The 21050-nt window shown below is 43.5% G+C and carries 18 protein-coding genes and 1 tRNA gene; 10 read left to right on the top strand and 9 right to left on the bottom strand.

Translation table 11 applies throughout. The features are described 5' to 3' along the window. A partial coding sequence (locus ACEYW6_RS16030; RefSeq protein ID WP_412980488.1) for a hypothetical protein occupies positions 1-235 on the top strand: 235 nt, incomplete at its 5' end. Positions 236-292: 57 nt separating this feature from the next. On the opposite strand, the gene ACEYW6_RS16025 is transcribed toward ACEYW6_RS16030, so the two are convergent. The 6 genes from ACEYW6_RS16025 to ACEYW6_RS16000 form a co-directional block, all read right to left on the bottom strand. Beyond that, the gene (locus tag ACEYW6_RS16025) at positions 293-859 is read right to left on the bottom strand and encodes an AAA family ATPase (RefSeq protein ID WP_412980487.1); all 567 of its coding nucleotides are present in this window, start codon (positions 857-859) and stop codon (positions 293-295) included. Between the two features lie 274 nt (positions 860-1133). Next, positions 1134-2309, bottom strand: a complete 1176-nt coding sequence (locus tag ACEYW6_RS16020) for an aminotransferase class V-fold PLP-dependent enzyme (protein ID WP_412980486.1) — start codon at positions 2307-2309, stop codon at positions 1134-1136. A 24-nt stretch (positions 2310-2333) separates the two neighbouring features. Then, positions 2334-2405 (bottom strand) — tRNA-Asn (locus ACEYW6_RS16015). A 154-nt stretch (positions 2406-2559) separates the two neighbouring features. Beyond that, entirely contained in the window at positions 2560-3111 is a 552-nt protein-coding gene (locus ACEYW6_RS16010) for an NYN domain-containing protein (RefSeq protein ID WP_412980485.1), read from the bottom strand. A gap of 250 nt (positions 3112-3361) precedes the next feature. Then, positions 3362-4039, bottom strand: coding sequence for an ABC transporter ATP-binding protein (locus tag ACEYW6_RS16005; RefSeq protein ID WP_190898839.1), 678 nt, complete (start codon positions 4037-4039; stop codon positions 3362-3364). Between the two features lie 13 nt (positions 4040-4052). Then, positions 4053-4325: a hypothetical protein gene (locus ACEYW6_RS16000; RefSeq protein ID WP_012410874.1), complete on the bottom strand. Its 273-nt coding sequence runs from the start codon at positions 4323-4325 to the stop codon at positions 4053-4055. A 354-nt stretch (positions 4326-4679) separates the two neighbouring features. Between ACEYW6_RS16000 and psbD the strand changes: the two genes are divergently transcribed. The 7 genes from psbD to ACEYW6_RS15965 all read left to right on the top strand — a co-directional run bounded on the left by psbD (position 4680) and on the right by ACEYW6_RS15965 (position 12928). Beyond that, entirely contained in the window at positions 4680-5735 is a 1056-nt protein-coding gene (gene psbD, locus ACEYW6_RS15995) for a photosystem II D2 protein (photosystem q(a) protein) (protein ID WP_179066789.1), read from the top strand. Positions 5736-6529: 794 nt separating this feature from the next. Beyond that, positions 6530-6811 carry a 4a-hydroxytetrahydrobiopterin dehydratase gene (locus ACEYW6_RS15990; RefSeq protein ID WP_412980484.1) on the top strand — a complete coding sequence of 94 codons (282 nt, stop codon included), beginning with the start codon at positions 6530-6532 and terminating at the stop codon, positions 6809-6811. 625 nt (positions 6812-7436) lie between these two features. Then, positions 7437-9149 carry an iron uptake porin gene (locus ACEYW6_RS15985; protein WP_190896349.1) on the top strand — a complete coding sequence of 571 codons (1713 nt, stop codon included), beginning with the start codon at positions 7437-7439 and terminating at the stop codon, positions 9147-9149. Between the two features lie 314 nt (positions 9150-9463). Continuing rightward, positions 9464-9901, top strand: coding sequence for an RrF2 family transcriptional regulator (locus ACEYW6_RS15980; protein ID WP_196510815.1), 438 nt, complete (start codon positions 9464-9466; stop codon positions 9899-9901). A gap of 356 nt (positions 9902-10257) precedes the next feature. Then, a complete protein-coding gene (gene cysK / locus ACEYW6_RS15975) occupies positions 10258-11220 on the top strand; it encodes a cysteine synthase A (RefSeq protein ID WP_190896346.1) in 963 nt (320 codons plus the stop codon). A 15-nt stretch (positions 11221-11235) separates the two neighbouring features. Beyond that, positions 11236-11943: a J domain-containing protein gene (locus ACEYW6_RS15970; protein ID WP_412980483.1), complete on the top strand. Its 708-nt coding sequence runs from the start codon at positions 11236-11238 to the stop codon at positions 11941-11943. A gap of 112 nt (positions 11944-12055) precedes the next feature. Next, positions 12056-12928: a 6-carboxytetrahydropterin synthase gene (locus ACEYW6_RS15965; protein WP_412980482.1), complete on the top strand. Its 873-nt coding sequence runs from the start codon at positions 12056-12058 to the stop codon at positions 12926-12928. Positions 12929-13036: 108 nt separating this feature from the next. Here ACEYW6_RS15965 and ACEYW6_RS15960 read toward each other — a convergent pair whose 3' ends face one another. Further along, entirely contained in the window at positions 13037-14032 is a 996-nt protein-coding gene (locus ACEYW6_RS15960; protein ID WP_412980481.1) for a PrsW family intramembrane metalloprotease, read from the bottom strand. After that, positions 14025-14945, bottom strand: coding sequence for a class I SAM-dependent methyltransferase (locus ACEYW6_RS15955; RefSeq protein WP_412980480.1), 921 nt, complete (start codon positions 14943-14945; stop codon positions 14025-14027). Before ACEYW6_RS15955 ends, ACEYW6_RS15960 begins: the two co-directional genes overlap by 8 nt. A 295-nt stretch (positions 14946-15240) precedes the next feature. Between ACEYW6_RS15955 and mscL the strand changes: the two genes are divergently transcribed. Then, positions 15241-15672, top strand: coding sequence for a large conductance mechanosensitive channel protein MscL (gene mscL / locus ACEYW6_RS15950; RefSeq protein WP_196510810.1), 432 nt, complete (start codon positions 15241-15243; stop codon positions 15670-15672). Positions 15673-15773: 101 nt separating this feature from the next. Here mscL and ACEYW6_RS15945 read toward each other — a convergent pair whose 3' ends face one another. After that, positions 15774-17450, bottom strand: a complete 1677-nt coding sequence (locus ACEYW6_RS15945) for a DUF3352 domain-containing protein (protein ID WP_412980479.1) — start codon at positions 17448-17450, stop codon at positions 15774-15776. Between the two features lie 553 nt (positions 17451-18003). On the opposite strand from ACEYW6_RS15945, the gene ACEYW6_RS15940 reads away from it, so the two are divergent. After that, positions 18004-20595: a M1 family aminopeptidase gene (locus ACEYW6_RS15940; protein WP_412980478.1), complete on the top strand. Its 2592-nt coding sequence runs from the start codon at positions 18004-18006 to the stop codon at positions 20593-20595. Positions 20596-21050: the final 455 nt, after the last annotated feature.

Genomic DNA, 21050 nt, shown 5'->3' with positions numbered 1-21050 from the left:
TAAAGGTACAGGTCGATGCATTAAAGGTACAGGTCAATGCATTAAAGGTACAGGTCGATGCATCAAAGGTACAGGTCAATGCATTAAAGGTACAGGTCGATGCATCAAAGGTACAGGTCGATGCATTAAAGGTACAGGTCGATGCATCAAAGGTACAGGTCAATGCACTAGTGTAGTGCTGGCTTACTCTTCTTCTAGCAACTGTTCTATATATTTTTGTACTAAAGGCACTTGAAAAGCATTGCCTTCTGGAGTCAAAATTTCTTTTCGCGTTAGTTTGCGGACAACGCCTTTATCTTGCTGCGTGGGAGTTTCCCCGTGGATTATCCGGCGCAGGAGAGAGCGATCGCAAATTGTCATAAAATCCATTATCGAATTTATCGGGATATTTCAAAAGGCTTTCAAAATCATCCAAACAGAGAACGGGTAGCTTTCCTTGCTGTTTCCATTGCTTAACCGCATCTGAAAAAGCTTGACGATTAAGCGGTTTAATTTTAATCTTCCAACAATTTTGCAGACTGCGTTGTTGCCATCCCTGAACGTGACTCAGTAAACCTTCAGCTACAGCCTCATAGAAACCCGTTTCAGTTTGGCAATCTACACCCCGTAACGGTAGGTAAATTACCACATAATTATTGCTGTTGTTTAATACTCGCTGCTGCCAAGTCCGAACGTAATAATGCAGCAACGAAGATTTACCAATGTGCTTCTCGCCAACTATATTTATACTTGTAGGCTGATCGCCCTTCATCCGAGATGCGATCGCGTGTAATTCATCTTTACGACCGACAAATAGCCTGGGATCTTCAATCATCCCCGCAGCCACAAAAGGATTGGCAGGCAGCGCTCCAGAAGTCATGTAAAGCGTTATCCTAGTTTCAGCAATTTAAGTGCAATCACCTAAAAGAATAGCACTAGCCCCATAATCTTTTTGCAGATCGCAAAGACGCGATAAATCGCCGTACCAATTTGTAGAGACGGCGATTTATCGCGTCTTTTGCCTTAGCCGATTCACCGCGTCTCTTGCCTTAAACGTGGTATCTGAGAAAATATCTATTTGGCAAATGGGCCAAAGTTTACTGCTACAAGTGCAAAACATACCCTTGATGCGATCGCCAGTTTCCTAAACTAGATTAACAGCACAATCCCTTTAACACCTTTGCCAAATACTCATACTGCTCTAAAGTATTGTAAATCTGCGCCGAAATCCTTACCAACAGCCGAGGTTTTTCCTGCCACGGCATCACCTGCACTTGAATACCAAACTTATCAAACAACTCATCATGTATAGACATGAAATCGCGGTTTTCCAAAATCGCTGGCATTGGCACAACCGCCATTGAACCAATCATCTCCTCTGGACAAGGCGGCTGCACTTCTAACGCTTCACAAAGTAGCCGTCTTCCTTGCAACACTAGCTGATGATTTTGCTGTCTCAATTCTTTCCACCCGCCAGGTAGCAAAGAACCCATAAAAGCGATCGCTTCTGGCACACACATATAAGCTGTAGGATCGTCTGTACCTGTCCAGTCAAATTCCAACTGAAAGCGGGTTTTATCAGTGCGTGGCGAATTTGTGCCGTGGCTAATTGTCAGAGGACGAATTTCTGACTGTTTATCTCGTCGCACATAAAAAAATGCTGCTCCTTTTGGTGCACACAGCCATTTATGACAATTCCCAGTGTAATAAGTTGCGCCAATCTCTCGCAAATCGAGGGGAATCATTCCAGGCGCATGTGCCCCATCTACCAATGTATCTACACCCCGTTGTTGCAACTCCTTCCCCAACTCTTGAATCGGGAAGATTAAACCTGTCTGGCTGGTAACATGATCCAAAAGTGCTAATCGTGTTTTTGGTGAAACTCGCTCAATTACTGCTGCGATTACTTGCTGTGGCGAGTCAATAGGGAAAGGAACTTTTGCCACCACCACCCGCGCACCAGTGCGACTGGCAATAAAATCAAGTGCATTGCGGCAAGCATTATATTCGTGGTTAGTTGTAAGTATTTCGTCCTCTGGTGAAAATGTCAGCGACCTTAACACCGAATTAACGCCAGTCGTCGCATTGGGGACAAACACCAAATCTTGGACATCAGCACCTACAAACGCCGCCAGCTTACTTCTGGCATCGTCTAGCAGGGGTTCCCACTCCCTACCAAAAAAGCGTAGGGGTTCCTGTTCGATCTGCGATCGCAGTCTTTGTTGAAACTCCAGCACTTGTTTAGGACAAGCACCAAAAGACCCATGATTCAGAAACGTCACAGTCGAGTCAAGCGACCATAAGTCTCTGATGGATAATATAGAATCCAAAATTTAAAATCCAAAATTGATAAACTCCCCAGGCTGGATTCGAACCAGCGACCAATCGATTAACAGTCGATCGCTCTACCACTGAGCTACTGAGGACCACTCACGATTTATAATATTAGGGCTAAAAATAAGATTTGGCAAGTACTTTCGCCAATATTTTTTTTAGAAACTTAATTTAGAGAATTTTTGCAGCCAAAATCCATTCAGGAACTTAAGCAGAGACTAGCAGAGACTCTTGAATACTAAATATCTACTGTAATCCCATTCGTAATTCAGCCAGACGCTGCCGCGCCTTAGCATCAATGGCATTAGCTAAAAACCGACTCTTAGATTGTTTGCGCGTATGATACTTTTGTCGCATCCGGCAGACGGTAGCTTCCACTTCACCACAGAGTTGTTGTGCCGACAACCATTCAGCCCCATACCCTTGTATCATCAACTGCTGTGCCCGATCTGATGTAGCAACAATCACACGAGAAATCAAAGATTGGGCTATTTGGTGGCGAAAGGAAGCGCAGGATTTTTCGATATAAGTATCTGCTGTTTGCCCAAAATCAGTGTAATAAACAGATAAAAGCTCAGTAACAATTTCTTTATTACTAGAGGTGTTCTGATATTGGGCATCAAAAACTATCTGAGTTGTGTAACCTTGAAACGCACTATAACCAGTCATCGCTTCCACAAGTTCACCCCGTGCGGCCTCTAGTCCAACGCTATCACGCGTTTTTTTAAGGCAAGGCCAAGCGCCTATTATATTGTAGCCGTCCACTAACAAAACGGCTTGGAGTAAGGAACGGGGCATGGTTTTTAATCACAATTTTCTAGAGTTAACAAAATTCATTCATAAGTTTTATAATAATTGATGCATTGTATGTAACACTATGCTACACAGAATAAAAAATACGGCATCCTCACAAAACTAAACCCTAAGACAGACGCGCCAACTTAAAACGCGCCTTTGTTTAAAAGGCGCGTTTCAGTTCTTTTTCAGTAGTGTTTAGGAATGCTGAGTGCTAAGTGCAATTAATTCTACTTATTTACTCAGCACTTAATTAGGAGGCTTCGCTATGTACCTCCATCAGACGTTGCTTGAGGCGTTGGGCTTCACCCCTATCTACCAGAGAACCTTTTTCTAGCAAGAAAGCACCGTCACAGTAATTTAACTCGTCTAATCGGTGTGTTACCCACAAGGCTGTAATACCTCGACTTTTGACAAGGCGGCGGACACCAGCAACTAAATCCAACTGGCTATCTGGGTCTAGCAAGGCAGTGGGTTCATCTAATAATAAGACTTCACAGCGGCGGGCGATCGCACCTGCGATCGCGACTCGCTGTTTCTGTCCCCCAGAGAGTGCATAGATAGGCCGTCGTAGGAGTGTCAGCAAATTCACCGCTCCTAGTGCCTCTTCAACCCTTGCTCTCGTGGCAGCAGGTGGCAACTTTTCTTCTACCAATCCAAAAGCCACATCAGCACCAACCGTTGGCATCACCAGTTGATGATCCGGATTTTGGAAGACAAAGCCAACGGGGTGCAAAACCCGAATTTCGCCCGATTCAGGAGCTAATAACCCCGCCAACAGTCTAAGTAATGTTGATTTTCCACTGCCATTAGTACCCAAGAGCATCCAAAACTCACCCTTGGGTACTTCTAAAGAGCAAGATTTGATAACTTTCTCTCCATTCGGCCAACTGAAATTTAAATCCTTGACCTCAATGCCCACTTGAGCCATTTGTCAACCTTGGTTACTCAGCAGCTACAGCAAAAAAGCCAGGTGGTCTGCCACCACCTGGGGTTGTACCATCTTTCTGAACAATCTGCACCCCAGAAATTTCACTAGCGCGGACAGCAATTTTTTTCTCTGTCTTGCCCTCGCACTTGAGTTCTACAATGTCAGGGTTCCCAGAGCGGATTGCTGCCAAAATCAGCTGATAGACAGCCTCAGCATCCTCTGCTGACTTACGTTGTACTGAGATAGGGAAAGCAGTGTTTCTGATGCTTAAATCGATGGTAAACATTTAGCAATAATCAAATTTAACTGTAGGACTCATTTTAGCGTCAGCTGACTGATTCTAGGGAAATGGGTATGAGGCATTGGGCATGGGGAAGAGGCAGAGGGGCAAGGGGAAGGGTGCAGAGGAGAGGAATTTTCCCCCTGCTCCCCCATCCCCACCTCATCTGGAGCAAAAATTAATTTTTATTACAAAACCCCTAGAAAAATTAGCGATTTACACCTAATATGATTAAAGGTGTGTAAAAAATTGTAAACTTGGTTAACAACCCGGTTAACTTTCTGCTTATGGAAGGCTTTTATATCGCCATCTATAATACAGATACAACCTGTACTTATAAACATTTGGAGATTTGCTCTAATGACCATCGCAGTTGGACGCGCCCCCAGTAGAGGGTGGTTTGACGTTCTAGACGACTGGCTCAAGCGCGATCGCTTCGTATTCGTAGGTTGGTCAGGGATACTATTGTTCCCCTGCGCCTTCCTAGCACTAGGCGGTTGGCTGACCGGTACCACCTTCGTCACCTCTTGGTACACGCACGGATTAGCCTCCTCCTATCTAGAAGGTGCTAACTTCCTGACAGTGGCAGTATCCACCCCCGCCGACAGCATGGGACATTCCCTATTGCTGTTGTGGGGACCAGAAGCCCAAGGCAACCTCACCCGTTGGTTCCAATTGGGTGGGTTGTGGCCATTCGTCGCCCTGCACGGAGCCTTCGGTTTGATTGGCTTCATGTTGCGGCAATTTGAAATTGCGCGTCTAGTAGGTATCCGTCCTTACAACGCCCTGGCCTTCTCCGCTCCCATTGCGGTATTCGTCAGCGTATTCCTGATGTACCCCTTGGGACAATCAAGCTGGTTCTTTGCACCCAGCTTTGGCGTGGCAGCAATTTTCCGGTTCCTGCTATTCCTGCAAGGCTTCCACAACTGGACACTCAACCCCTTCCACATGATGGGTGTTGCGGGTGTATTGGGTGGTGCTCTTTTGTGCGCCATTCACGGAGCCACAGTCGAAAATACCTTGTTTGAAGACGGTGATGGTGCTAACACCTTCCGCGCCTTCAATCCAACCCAGTCTGAAGAAACCTACTCAATGGTGACGGCAAACCGTTTCTGGTCACAGATTTTCGGGATTGCTTTCTCTAACAAGCGCTGGTTGCACTTCTTTATGTTGTTCGTGCCAGTCACAGGCTTGTGGATGAGCGCCGTCGGCATCGTCGGTTTAGCACTCAACCTGCGGGCTTATGATTTCGTCTCCCAAGAATTGCGGGCGGCGGAAGACCCTGAGTTTGAAACCTTCTATACCAAAAACATTTTGCTGAACGAGGGTATCCGCGCTTGGATGGCTCCTCAAGATCAACCCCACGAACAATTTGTATTCCCTGAGGAAGTTCTACCTCGCGGTAACGCTCTCTAATGTTAAAAGTCGACCATGACTTGAATTAGGGTTGTGGTTGCCGAAAATTGACACCACCCAGATTAAATAATCTCCTTGGCATAAGCCAATAAAGTGTCAATATTCCCCATTCTCCAGTAATCTCCCGCCTTTTGGCGGGGGATTTTTTTATATATGGTTAATATCTTTAAATTTATGTGTTATGTTAGGTGAAGGTTATAAACCCAGAGTAAAAACTCTGCCCTTTTGAGACTAAGACCGCTTAGGCAATAAGGAGGTGATGCCCATGATAGAAAGTAGTAAATGCATGGGTCATCAGGTTGCAGTTAGCCGGCTGCGCGCCGGGGCTGTTCTCTAAAAGTTAGCCTTAGTCATCTTTGAGATACTAAGTTAGCTCAAGTAGCTAGGCAAGCTGGGAGTTCCATCCGGCAGTCTGGTTGCAACCTGAAGACCCGCTAGACCGCTCTGATTTAGATCGCCTGATCTAAATCAGAGCGGATAGTTTTTTATGGGTGACTTTGTGTTTTATCAGTTTTATCAATGGTTACTTTTGAAAATTTAAGATAGCAATGCCTGCCGCAGGCAAAGCCAACGTGTTTAACTTTTCTTAAAAATAAAAATATCTTGTATAAAAACCTTGGCGTCTGACCAAATGTGAGCAATAAGGTCTATCTACTAAGTCTGATTTAAATATGTACATACGCATTATGCCCTAGTTTATCCTCCCATCTTTTCTCTGTAGAGAATAAAAGGGATTTAATTTGATGAAATACATAATGTGATCAAGACAATACAAAAAATAGGAATTTTTTGATATGGCACAACTACTCACTGAGGCAGAAATTCAAGAACGTACAAAAGTTTTGTCAGGTTGGACTGTTGAAGGCTCCAAGTTGCAAATTACCCGCACATTCAAGAATTTTATCCAAGCAATTGAGTTTGTCAATAAGCTGGTTGAGCCTGCTGAGTCAGCAGGACATCATCCAGATATAGAGATTTCCTACAACAAAGTAAAGATTACACTCACAACACATGATGCAGGTGGGCTGACGCAGGCTGACTTTGATGTAGCACAGGCGATTTCCCAAATCAACTAAGTGATTTCTTTTGACATCTTGCACTAGGCAACTGGAAGTCACCGCAACGAAAGACGCAGCGCGTAGCAAGCTTTAAGAGTAGAATTACGTGTTTTACTTTGGAGTGCGCGGGTTTCAAAACCCTTGATTCCTAAGCTGGTGGTTGTGATCAAAATAGCAGACAAACTACCCCGTTGAAAGGCTCTGCTATGTTTGTATAGCCGAATCACTGTGTTTTAACTAGTATGCGATTTCTAGTAGGGCTAAGTGGCAGAAGTGATTTTTACTGACAAGCTGTTAAGTGTCTAAGCTTTGAGCAATTTAGCCTGCGTAGGGAGTGAATGCCCTAGACGCTACTCCCTGCTTAGATATTTAGATAATTATGTGTGACAGTTATTAAGGCGATCGCTGTGATCTTGCCATCTAGATCAGATGTTTTATAATGTTATGATATAAAGATATGTTTTTGCATAAGTTAATCACATAAGTTTTTAACCCTAAGTTAATCGTTTATTAGCTTTGCAAAAACTAAAATTGTAGTAGTGGCAACTATGCCTCATCCACAGGTTTCAATGAGATGTCGCATTTTTGAGATTTTAGGTGCAACGAATACAATTATCTAAACAAGGTGTGAGGAGTAATAGAGATGTCTAGTATATTGTGGAAATCCTTAGTGGTTAGCCCAGCAGTTTTGGGAGCAACATTGTTAGTTTCGGCAACAGCAATTGCGGCTCCAAACACAACCACTGAAGTATCACCAGTCGGACAACCAGGTGTAACTGAAGTTGCCCAACAGCCAGAAATATTGGCTCAAACAACCATAGATCAAGTTAATCGCTACAGCAACGAAGGTAGCCAAAATAATTCTCAGTCTCAAGTAACATCGGTTTCTCAATTTTCCGACGTACAACCTACAGACTGGGCATTCCAAGCATTGCAGTCCTTGGTTGAGCGCTATGGTTGTATTGCAGGTTACCCAAATGCTACTTATCGCGGTAACCGTGCTTTGACCCGTTACGAATTTGCCGCTGGCTTGAACGCCTGTTTGGATCGGGTTAACGAATTGATTGCCACAGCAACAGCTGACTTGGTGACCAAACAAGATTTAGCTACCTTACAACGGTTACAAGAAGAATTTTCCGCAGAATTGGCAACCCTACGCGGTCGCGTCGATTCCTTAGAAGCGCGGACTGCGGAATTGGAAGCTAATCAGTTCTCCACTACTACCAAACTAGTCGGTGAAGCCATTTTTGCCGTTACTGATGTGTTTGGGGGTGAGACTGGTGATGCTAATAATACTGTCTTCCAAGATAGGGTGCGTTTAAACTTACAAACCAGCTTCACTGGTAGAGACGTTTTAACTACCCGTCTCTCTGCTGGTAATGCACAAGCCTTTTCATTAGTGGATAACGCTGGTGCTGGTATCAACACTGCTGAAGGTACACAAACTTTTCAAGTTGGTAGCACAGGTAACAACAGCGTCAAAATAGACCGATTGACCTATGAAGCTCCCGTAGGCCCAGCCCAAGTTTATCTCGCAGCTAGTGGTGGACGACACAGCCATTATGCAGCCGTCAATAATCCTTACTTTTTTGACAACACTGATGGCGGTAACGGCGCTTTATCTAGCTTTGCTTCTGAAAGTCCCATCTATCGGATTGGTGGTGGTGCAGGTATAGCGGTCAATTTACCTCTTGGTCAAGGTGGTGGCATTCTAGGAAATAGCTCAATCACTGCGGGTTACTTGGCATCGGAAGCTAATAATCCTACTCTTAGTTCAGGTCTGACCAACGGTGACTACGCAGCTCTTGGACAGTTAAACTTTAGTGTTAGCGATCGCTTGGCTTTAGCTGCTACCTACGTCCACGGATATAGTGCAGGTGGTTCTTTATTCAACTCAGGTTCCACATCAGATGGAACTTTTGGAGAGGTTGTAGTAGGTACTGGACAAGCTAACACTTTATTAGGTGCAGGTTCCAGCAACTCCTACGGTGTGTCAGCTGCATTTAGACCTAGCGACAAGCTGTCAATTAGTGGCTTCGTCTCTTACCACGATGTCACAGGTGTCGGTATAGGTGATGATTATGAAGCTTGGAGCTATGGTGTCGGTGTAGCCTTACCTGATTTTGGTAAACAGGGTAACGTTTTAGGTATTTTTGCTGGTGCACAGCCCTATTCCTTTAACCGACCAGGTTTTGCTGGTAATGACACACCCTATCAATTTGAAGGCTTCTACAAATATCGTGTGTCGGATAACATCTCAGTGACTCCTGGTGTAATCTGGTTAACCTCTCCTGGTCAAAGCAGCGCTAACGACGATGCAATTATCGGTACGCTGAGAACAACTTTCACCTTCTAGAGTATTGACTATCCATTGACAATTTTGAACTTTATTGCTCCCCGCCATCAGGCGGGGCTTTTTGTTGTCGGTAGCAACAACAAATAAAGAAACCCCAGTAGGTAACCGGAGTATACTAGAAGAGTTACGGAGTTGTTAGTTAGAAGTTATGAGTTATGAAGGGTTTTATGTGAATAGACCACAGTAGGGTAGACATTTTAATGTTCACCCTAGCAGCGACGAACTTCTAACTTAGGCTATCTAAAATTCAAATTGAATGGCTCCCAACTCCTAACTGATAATTCCTAACTCCTAACCCTAACTTGTTACTACTTGTGGAACTATCGTGTAAATCAGAATACGCAATTCTAGCCTTATTAGAGATGGCCGCTCATTACGAAAGTGGCGAACCGCTGCAAATTCGACAAATTGCAGCACAACAAAACATACCCGATCGCTATCTGGAACAGCTACTAGCAACCATGAGGCGTGGGGGTATAGTCAAAAGTCAGCGCGGGTCAAAAGGCGGCTATTTATTAATGCGAGAACCCCGGAAAATCATCCTTTTTGAGATTTTGGAATGTTTAGAAGGGTTGGAGGTGGGAACCTGTGAAGAAAACGTTAATTCTAAAACGGTAGACAGCTCGATTATAGAAGAAATCTGGCAAGAAGCAAGTCGCGCAGCAAATTCAGTGTTGCAAAAGTATACGCTCCAGGATCTTTGTGAAAAACGAGATTCACGGCGGCAATTGGATATCATGTACTACATTTAGTCAAGAGTTATTTGTTATTGGTTATTTGACCCTTAAAGGATGTTTGGAAAGCCGTAAAGTATACTTACTACTCATCTCTCTCCAAACCCCTCCCCAAAAGGTCGAGAAGCTTTGAAACCTCGATTCTCTACAAGTGAATTGGGGCTGGGAGGCTAGGTTTTTGAAATTTTAGTATTAGCAATAATACTTTTAAAACACCCTCTTAGGGGTGACACTCTGTTTCCGACGCTCGTTACTCGCTATCGCTAATGCCAGTTCCCTAGGTTTAGAAACCCGCATACCCTGCGGGAACGTCAAAGCCTAACAGGACTGACTTTTGACAAATGACTCTTGACTAAGTATCTAAGGACTAAATTATGCGAATTGCTCATAACATTACAGAACTGGTTGGTCGTACACCCCTAGTGCAGCTCAACCGCATTCCCCAAACAGAAGGATGTTTTGCTGAAATTTTGGTGAAGCTGGAAAGTATGAACCCATCGGCATCAGTCAAAGACCGGATTGGAGTAAGTATGATTAACGCCGCCGAAGAAGAGGGGCTGATTACTCCTGGGAAGACAGTATTGGTAGAACCCACTTCTGGCAACACAGGAATTGCCCTAGCAATGGCAGCAGCAGCCAAGGGTTATCGATTAATTTTGACAATGCCAGAGACAATGAGTGGGGAGCGACGGGCAATGTTGCGGGCCTATGGAGCAGAACTGGAACTAACGCCAGGAATGGAAGGCATGAGTGGGGCAATTGGGCGAGCGCAACAAATAGTTAATACTACACCAAATACCTATATGTTGCAGCAGTTCCGCAATCCAGCCAATGCAAAAGTGCATCGGGAAACTACTGCCCTTGAAATCTGGGAAGATACCGATGGACAGGTAGATATGATCGTCGCAGGGGTGGGCACAGGTGGTACGATCACTGGTGTAGCAGAAGTGATTAAAGCACGCAAGCCTAATTCTAAGGCGATCGCTGTTGAACCAGCCAATAGCCCAGTTTTATCTGGGGGACGACCAGGGCCCCACAAAATCCAGGGAATTGGTGCTGGGTTTATTCCCCAAGTTCTAAAGATAAAATTAATTGATGAAGTGATTACCGTCACTGACGAAGAAGCGATCGCCTACAGTCGACGTTTGGCAAAAGAAGAAGGGCTACTATCTGGTATTTCCACTGGAGCAGCTTTATGTGCAGCAATTCGCGTTGCCCAACGTCAAGAAAATAAGGGACGCTTAATTGTGATGATTCAGCCCAGTTTTGGTGAGAGGTATTTAAGTACGCCGTTGTTTCAAGACCTGGAGGCAAGGTTAGCCACTAGCGTCAGTTAACGATAAATTGAATTAATGGTCAATTCTAAGCACGTTTCTAACCATTACGAAACTCTCAAAGTTAGTCCAAGTGCCAGCCAAGCGGAGATTAAGCAAGCTTATCGCCGCTTGGTTAAGTTATTTCATCCTGACAGTAATCAGGAAACAGCCGATCACGAGCAGATTATCCGCATCAATGCAGCCTATGAGGTCTTAGGCGACAACCAAAATCGCCGCAATTATGACCAACAACTGCAAGATGACTCTGAAAAATTAAATAGCGATCGCCAACAACGTACAGCATCAGCGCAAAAGCATCACCAGACAAGACGAAAAACAGGACGGGATGTTGACGAGCAAGTTGAGGAATGGCTGCGCCAAGTCTATCAGCCAGTAAATCGTTTGCTTTGTACTATTCTTTATTCGTTAGAAGAACAAATGGAGCAATTAGCTGCTGATCCCTTTGATGATGAGTTGTTAGATGAATTTCAAGAATACTTAAAAACCTGTCGAGATGACCTCAAGCAGGCACAAATTACTTTTCGCTCCCTGCCGAATCCCCCTAGTTTAGCAAGAACAGCAGCTCATCTCTACTACAGCCTGGATCAAGTAGCAGATGGACTCGAAGAGTTGGCTTATTTTCCTTTGAACTACGATGAGCGTTATTTGCACACAGGTCAAGAACTATTCCGCATAGCTACAAGATTGCACTGTGAGGCGCAAGCGTCTGTAAATAGTCATTAGTCATTAGTCAAATAACAAATGATTAATGACTAATGACAACTGATAAAGAAATTAGTTTATGCTGGAAACAGAGAAAGATTAAGAAATTTTAAATTCTGCTCATAGTGTACTCATGCAATGCATTGTTAATCGCCGCGCCCAGTTTTCGGCAAGTCATCGTTATTGGTTGCCGGAACTGAGTGAAGCCGAGAATATTGAGAAATTTGGTGCTTGCTCTAGATTTCCGGGACACGGACATAACTATGTCTTATTTATCTCCCTAGCCGGGGAATTGGATGAATATGGCATGGTGCTAAACTTGTCCGATGTTAAACACGTAATTAAACAGGAAGTTACCAGTCAATTGGACTTCTCTTATCTCAACGATGTGTGGGCAGAATTTCAACAAACTCTGCCCACCACTGAGAATATTGCACGGATTATTTGGCAGCGGCTAGCACCCCACTTGCCTTTAGTTCGTGTGCAGTTATTTGAACATCCTGAACTTTGGGCAGATTATATGGGAAAAGCAATGGAAGCCTACCTCACTATCAGTACTCACTTTAGCGCCGCCCATCGGTTAGCTCATCCTAACCTCAGTAATGAAGAAAACACTGAGATTTATGGTAAGTGCGCCCGTCCCCACGGTCACGGACACAACTATCATCTAGAAGTCACCGTGAAAGGGGAAATTGATCCACGCACTGGGATGATTGTCGATTTAGGTGCCCTGAATCAAGTTATAGAAAATTATGTGGTAGAGCCATTCGATCACACCTTTTTAAACAAAGACATTTCTTACTTTGCCGAAGTTGTACCCACTGCTGAGAATATCGCACTTTACATTAGTAATTTACTGCGATCGCCCATTCAGGAATTGGGAGCTAAACTTTACAAAGTGAAACTGATTGAAAGTCCCAATAACTCCTGCGAAATCTACTGTAATGAATCAGAATCAAATTCAGTCAGTGCAGCTGTTAGTCAACCAGTATTGGCACGAGTTTAGCTAATTGAAAATCCAGGCATAGGACATAGGGAATTTATATTATCCCCATGCCCATGCCTAATACCCAATGCCCCATGTTCTATCCCTAACATTTTTCTAAATCATATTTTAAAAATATCGACGACGAGCGGAATGTCGCAAATAGCGATAAATACCCCAGGCTAAAACTCCGAAAAAGAGATTTAATAAAAAGCGACTAAATATAAACCACAAAATATCGGCATCAAAAAGCTTTGACGGACTCAAAGGACTAAGAATCCTGGCTAAGAGAAACAGCCCAAAAATAGCATTTCCACCCAGCACTAGAGCAAACACCACTAAACTCCTCTGCCAGTAACGGCGCTGGGGTGTACCGTCTGAAATCAGGAGAATTGCAGGCTTACCTTGCACTTTTCGCAGTAATTGTTCCAGTCGCCAAAACATCCACAACAGAAACGGAAATAAACCATAACTCAGGAAACGTAGGGGTAGTGGGTAACGCCAAGCACTAGATAGCACATTAACCAGGGCATGACAAATTACAGAATTTAGCCAAGCCCTAAAAATAAACTTTCTGTCTCGATTTAACCGAGTATTAGAGGAAATATATATTGCCAACCCATAGCCCCAAGGCGCAGAGAACATAGCGTGGACTGGCGTGCCGATAGTACGGTCAAGAATTGATGCTGTACCGTGGTAAAGGTAAATCCAGTTCTCTTCGGCAGTGAATCCAAGGGCAACGGCTATGGTGAACAGGAAAACGGTAGAGGGGAGTAATCGATACCTGCGTTGCAGATAGCAGGTTGGAAAAACAACCGCTGCTAACTTGCAGCCTTCTTCAATTGAACCTACTTCCACAAGCTGCCGCAACGCTACACCAAAAAGCGTAGACGCGCACCTGCTTGGCGGTAGGCATCGCTTGATCTGATACCAGTCTAAAACCCAGTTAACTGCAATTTCAAAAATCCATTCGAGGCTAAGGGCTAAGATACCAGATATTGCCCCGATGATAAAGAACATCAGTAACCTTAACAGAGGCGGGGCAAATGGCACCCGATAGTAGTAGTAGCCTAGCAGCAGCAAGGGTGGTATTGCTGCCCACAGCATTAGAAAAAAATCAACCACTCACCTGAGCGATCACTGTGCGGTGACGGTGGGTATTGTTAGTGATAGTGGGAGTTTGGAAACCTGCGTCAACAATAGCCTGTTCAATGTCCAAAGCAAAATATTCATCTAAATACGGTTCAGTACTTTTGAGCAAAGTCAAAATGTAAGGTGGCATTTTCTGGTAAACTTCTGACTTAGGATTCATGTCCATGATTGCCAAGTAGCCACCAGGACGCAGCACGCGTCGCATTTCAGCGAAAATTTGGTGAGTTACTGACTGAGGTAATTCGTGACACATCAAGAAAATAGAGACTAAATCAAATGAGGCATCTGGTAGTCCAGTAGATTCCGCTTGGGCATGAAGCCAGTTAATTTTAGCTTGACGTTGTTGGGCGCGGTAATTCGCAACGGCTAAGAAGTAGGGAGATAAGTCCAAGCCTGTAATCTTGGCATGGGGATAAATTTCTTGCATGGTAAATGTACTCAAACCCACACCGCATGCCAAATCTAGGATGTCTTGGGGTTGATTGGGAATTTGCGCCTTGAGGATATCGTGGTAACTTTGCCGCAGTTTAGCATCTCCTTGTGCTCCAGCATCTTGCCAAATTCCGGCATGGACAGTACGGGCAGCAACTTCTAGCTCCCAAGCCGCTTTCCAACTAAGGTCTCCGCCTTCGTAGGCATGGAATGGCCGCAAGTAGTATTCTGGGTAGGAAAGCTCAGGATTTTGTACTTGAGCTAGATCGGCCTTCCAATCACGCGCTTGTAGTATTTCGACTTCTTGCGTCCAAGGCACACCAATTCTCTGGGCACGTTTAATCATCATTTGTCTAGCTTGATGCTTGGCTAGATCGGCTAAAGGCTTGATTGCCAGTACGCCATTTACCAAGCGGGAAGCGAAGCCAGGAGTAGTATTTACAGTAGCAGTCATAAATTAATTTGCGTTCAATAGCTTTTTTACTTATGACATACTTGCTGGAGACCAGTCTAGATGCAAATTGAATTGCATGATGCGTGGAGACCAATGTCATAGAAACTTGACATCAAAAGTTTAGTGTGATTTGCATTTTTATAGAATCACACTGTTCTCCAATTTATACTTAATCACAGCCATTGATTAAAGATTGGCAAGATTTCGATACTTAGCAAAATCTATCTCAACAGAGAGGGCAAAAACTTGAGCACCATATAAAAAAAGACTACAACCAACTTATTGAGTCTCAAGTATGGCAAGAGCAAGAAGAAGAGCAAATGGCTTTTTAAGGGATTTTCAAGAATTTGCCCTTAAAGGCAATGTAGTTGATTTAGCGATCGCCGTCATCATTGGTACTGCTTTTGGCAAGATTATCACTTCCTTTGTTGAAGATGTAATCATGCCATTGATTAATCCCTTGGTTAGTTTTACTGGCAAAGACTGGAGAACAATCACCATTAGTCCGGGAATCAAGATTGGTGAGTTTCTTGGCGCAATAGTTGACTTTGTAATCATTGCCTTAATTTTATTTGTGGCAATTCGAGCCTTACAAAAATTCAAGAGACAAGAAGAAGTCGCCGATGAACCTTTGCCAGATCCTAACCTTGTAGCCCAAGAAAGATTGATTGGCGCGTTGGATAGACTCAACCAAACCTTGGAAACTCGGAATAATCAAGTTTTGTAAGTGGGGGGATCTGGGCAGACAAGGGAACTAGGTAACTTGAGTGAGAACTTGCAACAAGTCTTTCTCCTTGTCCCCTTATCCTCTTCCCCATGCCCAATGCCCTATTTTGCAGAAGGCTTGAGAGCTAATAACATCTCTAATTCACTGGTAGATTTATCGGGGCTATTGGCGGTAAAACCAAGACCACGAATGGAACTCAGAATGGTGATGGTATTGGCGTCAGATGAGATTAAACTCTTAATCAAGGGCACAGTTTTAGTTTTATCCATATCCAGGTAGAAATAGCCGCCGTTGGGCTTGTGCAAAGAACCAGTAACGGCTTTGAAGGCGTCGCTATTGTCAAGAGATTGATTCTTGCGATCGGCAACTGCGTCAGCAACTGGGCCACCAACAGCTACAAATACAGTGTCTTGATCCAGCCAACCATGTGCCAATAAAGCTCCTTGTCGGGGGATTTGCCATTCAGTTACGTCTTTACCACCGATATTTCTATTAGCGATATTGATTTGTTGGGTTTTGGCAAGGGTATCCAATTTTGTTAAAGTGGCTTCGGCAGTTTTGCGATCGCTAGTGTCAAATACTAAAGCACCTCCAAAACCAACACTCGCTAACACCCCTTGATTTGATGGAATCGCACCAAAAGCAAATTCCCCATTCATCCAACCAAAAATATCTTTATCCAGGTCAATATTGGCAAATTTCAGTTGTCCTCGCACTTGTTCAAGACCTTGCTTCATTTCTGGATAATCTTTTGACTGTTCTACTAGCGTTTCCCAGCCACGGCTGATGCCATTTCCGCTAACTAAAGCAAAGGTATCAGTGGGAAATTGCCCCACTATATTTCCAGGACTTGATTGATACTGAAATTTATTTAGTTGCGGATCTAAATTGGCGATCGCTTTTACCCGCACTCCCGCATCATCAACACCAACACCCGCTACCACAGATTTTATCTGCTTCAGTTGCGCCAAAGCTTGTGGAGGTAACTGCTTTGCCTGCGGGCTGCCAGCTGCTAATTGCTGTACCATACTTGCATAGTCTGGTACATAAATTTGGGCGAGGCCGTTTTTGACATCCACTCCTTTGTTGAGAATGGTGCTTGCACCTTCTTTACTGGCAAAAGAAGGCTGTCCCTTAAAGGTGTCAATTGCTTTTTCTACAGCTTGTTTTTCGGGGGCTAATACTAAATGACTATTATTTAAAACTACGCTATATGTCGGCTTGCCTTTTTCTGTAGTTTCGATAATTTTTTGACCTTGGTAGTCAGATTCCTGGAATTTCACACCTTTTTGTGACTTCAATTTATTAGCAAAATTCAAGGCACTGAGTTGATCTTTGATTCCTACTACTATCAGGATATTTGATTCTTGCTGTAAATTTGTTGGTACATTAGATTCCCCGGACGGCACTTTTAACTGCGCCGGTTTGACAGGATTCGGTGGTAATACAGCAATCATGACACCACCAGCCCAAGGCTTTATGTCTTTTTCATAAGAAACATTACTGTCACTGAACATTTGCTTATTGAAATCTTCCAGACCTTTTGCTACTAACTTTTGTGCTTCTGGAGTGCCAAACTGCTGTAACTTTGCCCAGGCTTGAGGGTCAGTACTAATATAAGTTGCCATCAATGCTGTTGAAGGTACTACTTTAGCACTACCTAGAGCGTCTGAGCTAGCTCCTGATGGGACTTTAAAATACATATAAGCCGCTATACTTCCTGCTACTACAGCAGCACCAACAGCAGGAATCAAAAACTTTGATTTACTTTCGGGCATTTTGTTATCCTCATTTGCTCAGATTGTCACCGAGATTTATACAAGTGTCATTGTAGAGTTTTCGGATTTATTAATATTTTCTGCTCATTGATCGGTATTTACTGATAAAATTAGTAGTCCTATAAGCTAGCAGTCTAAAATAATTACTCTAAAAAATACTTCAAGGCGATGAGGGGCGAATCTGCAAATGATATGCTGTTCATCTCAAAGAAAATAGCCTGCTCAACAGCGGCAAGCTATCCTAAGTTATAAGAATAATTAGGAGTATTTGTACTTAAGGAGAATCTATCGAGGTGCAAGAGACTCTTGACTCGATGACAAAAAAGTGCAAAACATCAGAAAAAGTAAATGCGGGAGGGATATGGAAAAAAGTCCAAGGATCGGCAGCCGACCTTCGGAAATTTGGGTGAGATTAATTTCAATCCCCCAATCCCCAAGGGGAATCTTAACCCCCATACTGCCCTATTGAATTGGGAAATACAGATACCGCTATTTTGCTTAATTACATCCAGCCAAGCCAGACTTTTCAGGATTACAAGGTCAGTAAGGATCAATGTCGAAGTCTTATTTTGATACAGATAATAACGGACACAAACCTTTTGAGTTACCGGGAGCAAGACCACACTACAACCCCGATCGCCCCGGACAGGTAGAGCATATTTTTCTCGATCTCAGCTTGGATATTCCCAAGGAAAGCTATCAGGGCAGTTGTAGCATTCGCCTCTTGCCAATCCGTAATGGCATTGACCGTTTGACTTTGGATGCTGTCAACCTGAATATCGAGTCTGTGCAGGTGGACGATGTGCCACAAAATTTTGACTACGACGGGGAACAGCTTTCCATCCAACTTTCTGAGGCGACCCAGATTGGTAAACGCTTGCTGATTGCGATCGCCTACTCGGTGGCAAAGCCGCAACGCGGTATTTATTTTATTCAACCAGACAAACACTACCCGAACAAGCCTACTCAAGTTTGGACTCAGGGAGAAGACGAAGACTCTCGCTTTTGGTTCCCCTGCTTTGACTATCCAGGACAACTATCTACTTCAGAAATTCGCGTTCGTGTTCCCAACCCTCTCGTGGCAATTTCCAATGGCGAACTGATTGATACCACAGAAGATGGTGATTACAAAATCTACCATTGGTCACAGCAACAAGTTCATCCTACCTACTTAATGACTTTGGCAGTAGGTGACTTTGCCGAAATTCGGGATGAGTGGAACGGTAAACCAGTCACCTACTACGTAGAAAAGGGACGGGAGGAAGATGCTAAACGCAGCATGGGCAAAACTCCCCGCATGATCGAATTTTTAAGCCAAAAGTATGGTTATCCATATCCTTTCCCGAAATACGCCCAGGTTTGCGTCGATGACTTCATCTTTGGCGGGATGGAAAACACCTCTACAACTCTGTTAACAGATAGATGCTTGCTGGATGAACGCGCCGCTTTAGATAACCGCAATACCGAAAGTTTAGTCGTCCACGAACTTGCACACCAATGGTTTGGTGATTTAGTAGTGATTAAGCATTGGTCTCATGCTTGGATTAAGGAAGGGATGGCTTCCTATTCTGAGGTGATGTGGACGGAACAGGAATATAGTCTAGAAGAAGCAGCTTACTATCGTTTATTGGAAGCTCGTCGTTACATTAGTGAAGATAGCAGCCGCTATCGTCGCCCGATGGTAACGCATGTTTACCGGGAAGCTATTGAACTTTACGATCGCCACATCTACGAAAAAGGGTCTTGTGTTTATCACATGATTCGCGCCCAATTGGGAGATGAATTATTTTGGCAAGCAATTCAAACATTTATCCAAGATAATGCCCACAAAACCGTAGAAACAATAGACTTACTCAGGGCGATTGAAAAGTCTACCGGACGAAATCTTTTGTTCCTCTTTGACCAATACGTTTATCGTGGTGGACATCCCGATTTTAAAGTAGCTTACTCTTGGGATGGAGATGCTAATTTGGCAAAAATTACGGTAACTCAAACCCAAGTTGCTGAAGGCAAAAATGGCAGTAAGGATTTATTTGATTTAAAAATACCTATTGGATTTGGCAATACTCAGCAGGAAGAAACTGTGAAACTAAAAACTTTCACAGTCCGGATAAATGAACGTGAACAAAGTTTCTACTTTCCATTAGAAAATAAGCCCCAATTTATCAGCTTCGATGTTGGCAATAATTACCTAAAAACAGTAACTTTAGAGTATCCAATACCAGAGTTAAAAGCACAATTAGAATCTGACCCCAACCCGATTTCGCGCATCTATGCAGCAGAAGCTTTGGCGAAAAAAGGCGGCTTAGAAGCTACTAAAGCACTATCTTCAGCCCTCAAAAATGACTCATTGTGGGGTGTGCGTGTGGAAGTAGCAAAACAATTAGCCCAAATTAATTTAGACCAAGCCTTTGATGGCTTAGTTCTTGGGTTAAAAGATAAAAATGCTTACGTGCGACGATCTGTAGTGGAAGCACTTGCTCAAATCAAAACTGCTGAAAGCTATAAAGTTGTGAGAGGGTTAGTGCAAAAGGGCGATCCCAGCTACTACGTGGAAGCAACAGCATCTCGTGTAATTGGGGCGATCGCATCTGCAAACTTGGAAGAAAAACCCAAGGAAGACAAGGTATTAAAGCAACTGAAAGGCGTTTTAGAAGAAAAGGCAGGTTGGAATGAAATAGTGCGGAGTGGTGCGGTTGCTGGTTTAGCTGAATTCAAAACCTCGGAAGCAGCTTTAAATCTGCTGATCGAATACACCAAACTCGGTGTACCACAACCCCTACGTTTAGCGACAATTCGCGCTTTAGGAAAGATTTCTGTAGGTCAAAGTCCAGTTAATTTGGAACGGATTTTAGAAAAATTAACAGAACTAGCCAAAGAAAGCTTCTTTTTAACGCAAGTGGCGGTAGCAGCAGCATTAGGACAAATGGAAACACCCAAAGCAGTCGGGATTTTGCGATCGCTAGCTGAACAAACAGCTGATGGGCGTGTACGCCGCTATGCTGAAGAAGAAATTTCCAAGGTGCAAAAGAATATTGGTTCAGAAAAAACCTTGCGTCAACTGCGTGAAGATTTCGACCAACTCAAACAACAAAACCAGGAATTGAGAAGCCGTTTAGAAAATTTGGAGGCTAAATCTAAATAGCACTACATGATCATTAAAAGTAGCTAATCGGTAATTGGTATTTGTGGTAAAGCCACTACCAACTACCGAATTTATAGCAGTCATAAATGATAATTCAGTTAAGAGTCGCGGGTTAGTCCTTTCACTTAACTATACAATTTTTCCTGCAAAAAACCGAATAGATAAATGGGTAGTTTATAACTTGCTGATTTTTAGAGCGTGAGGAGGAACCTTCTCGCTCTATATTTAGTGTCAGAATGAGCTGTAATTACAGTTACCGCATTAACCTGTGGTGCTATTTTATCAAATCCATTAATTATGTACGAGTGTTTTAGAAGACCATCACTACAGAAGTATTCAGGCAAAGCTAAATAGGTGGCTAAGACAGTCTGAATTTTAAAATAATTAAACCCAAGACAGTAATAGTACTACTGCTCCATATAAATGTTAGTAAATAAAGTTACCTAGCTATCGCA

It is taken from the genome of Nostoc sp. UIC 10607 (assembly GCF_047228265.1).
Taxonomy (GTDB): Bacteria; Cyanobacteriota; Cyanobacteriia; order Cyanobacteriales; family Nostocaceae; genus Nostoc; species Nostoc foliaceum_A.
Note: the sequence above shows the minus strand (reverse complement) of the source record. Positions and strands in the feature narration are given on the sequence as shown.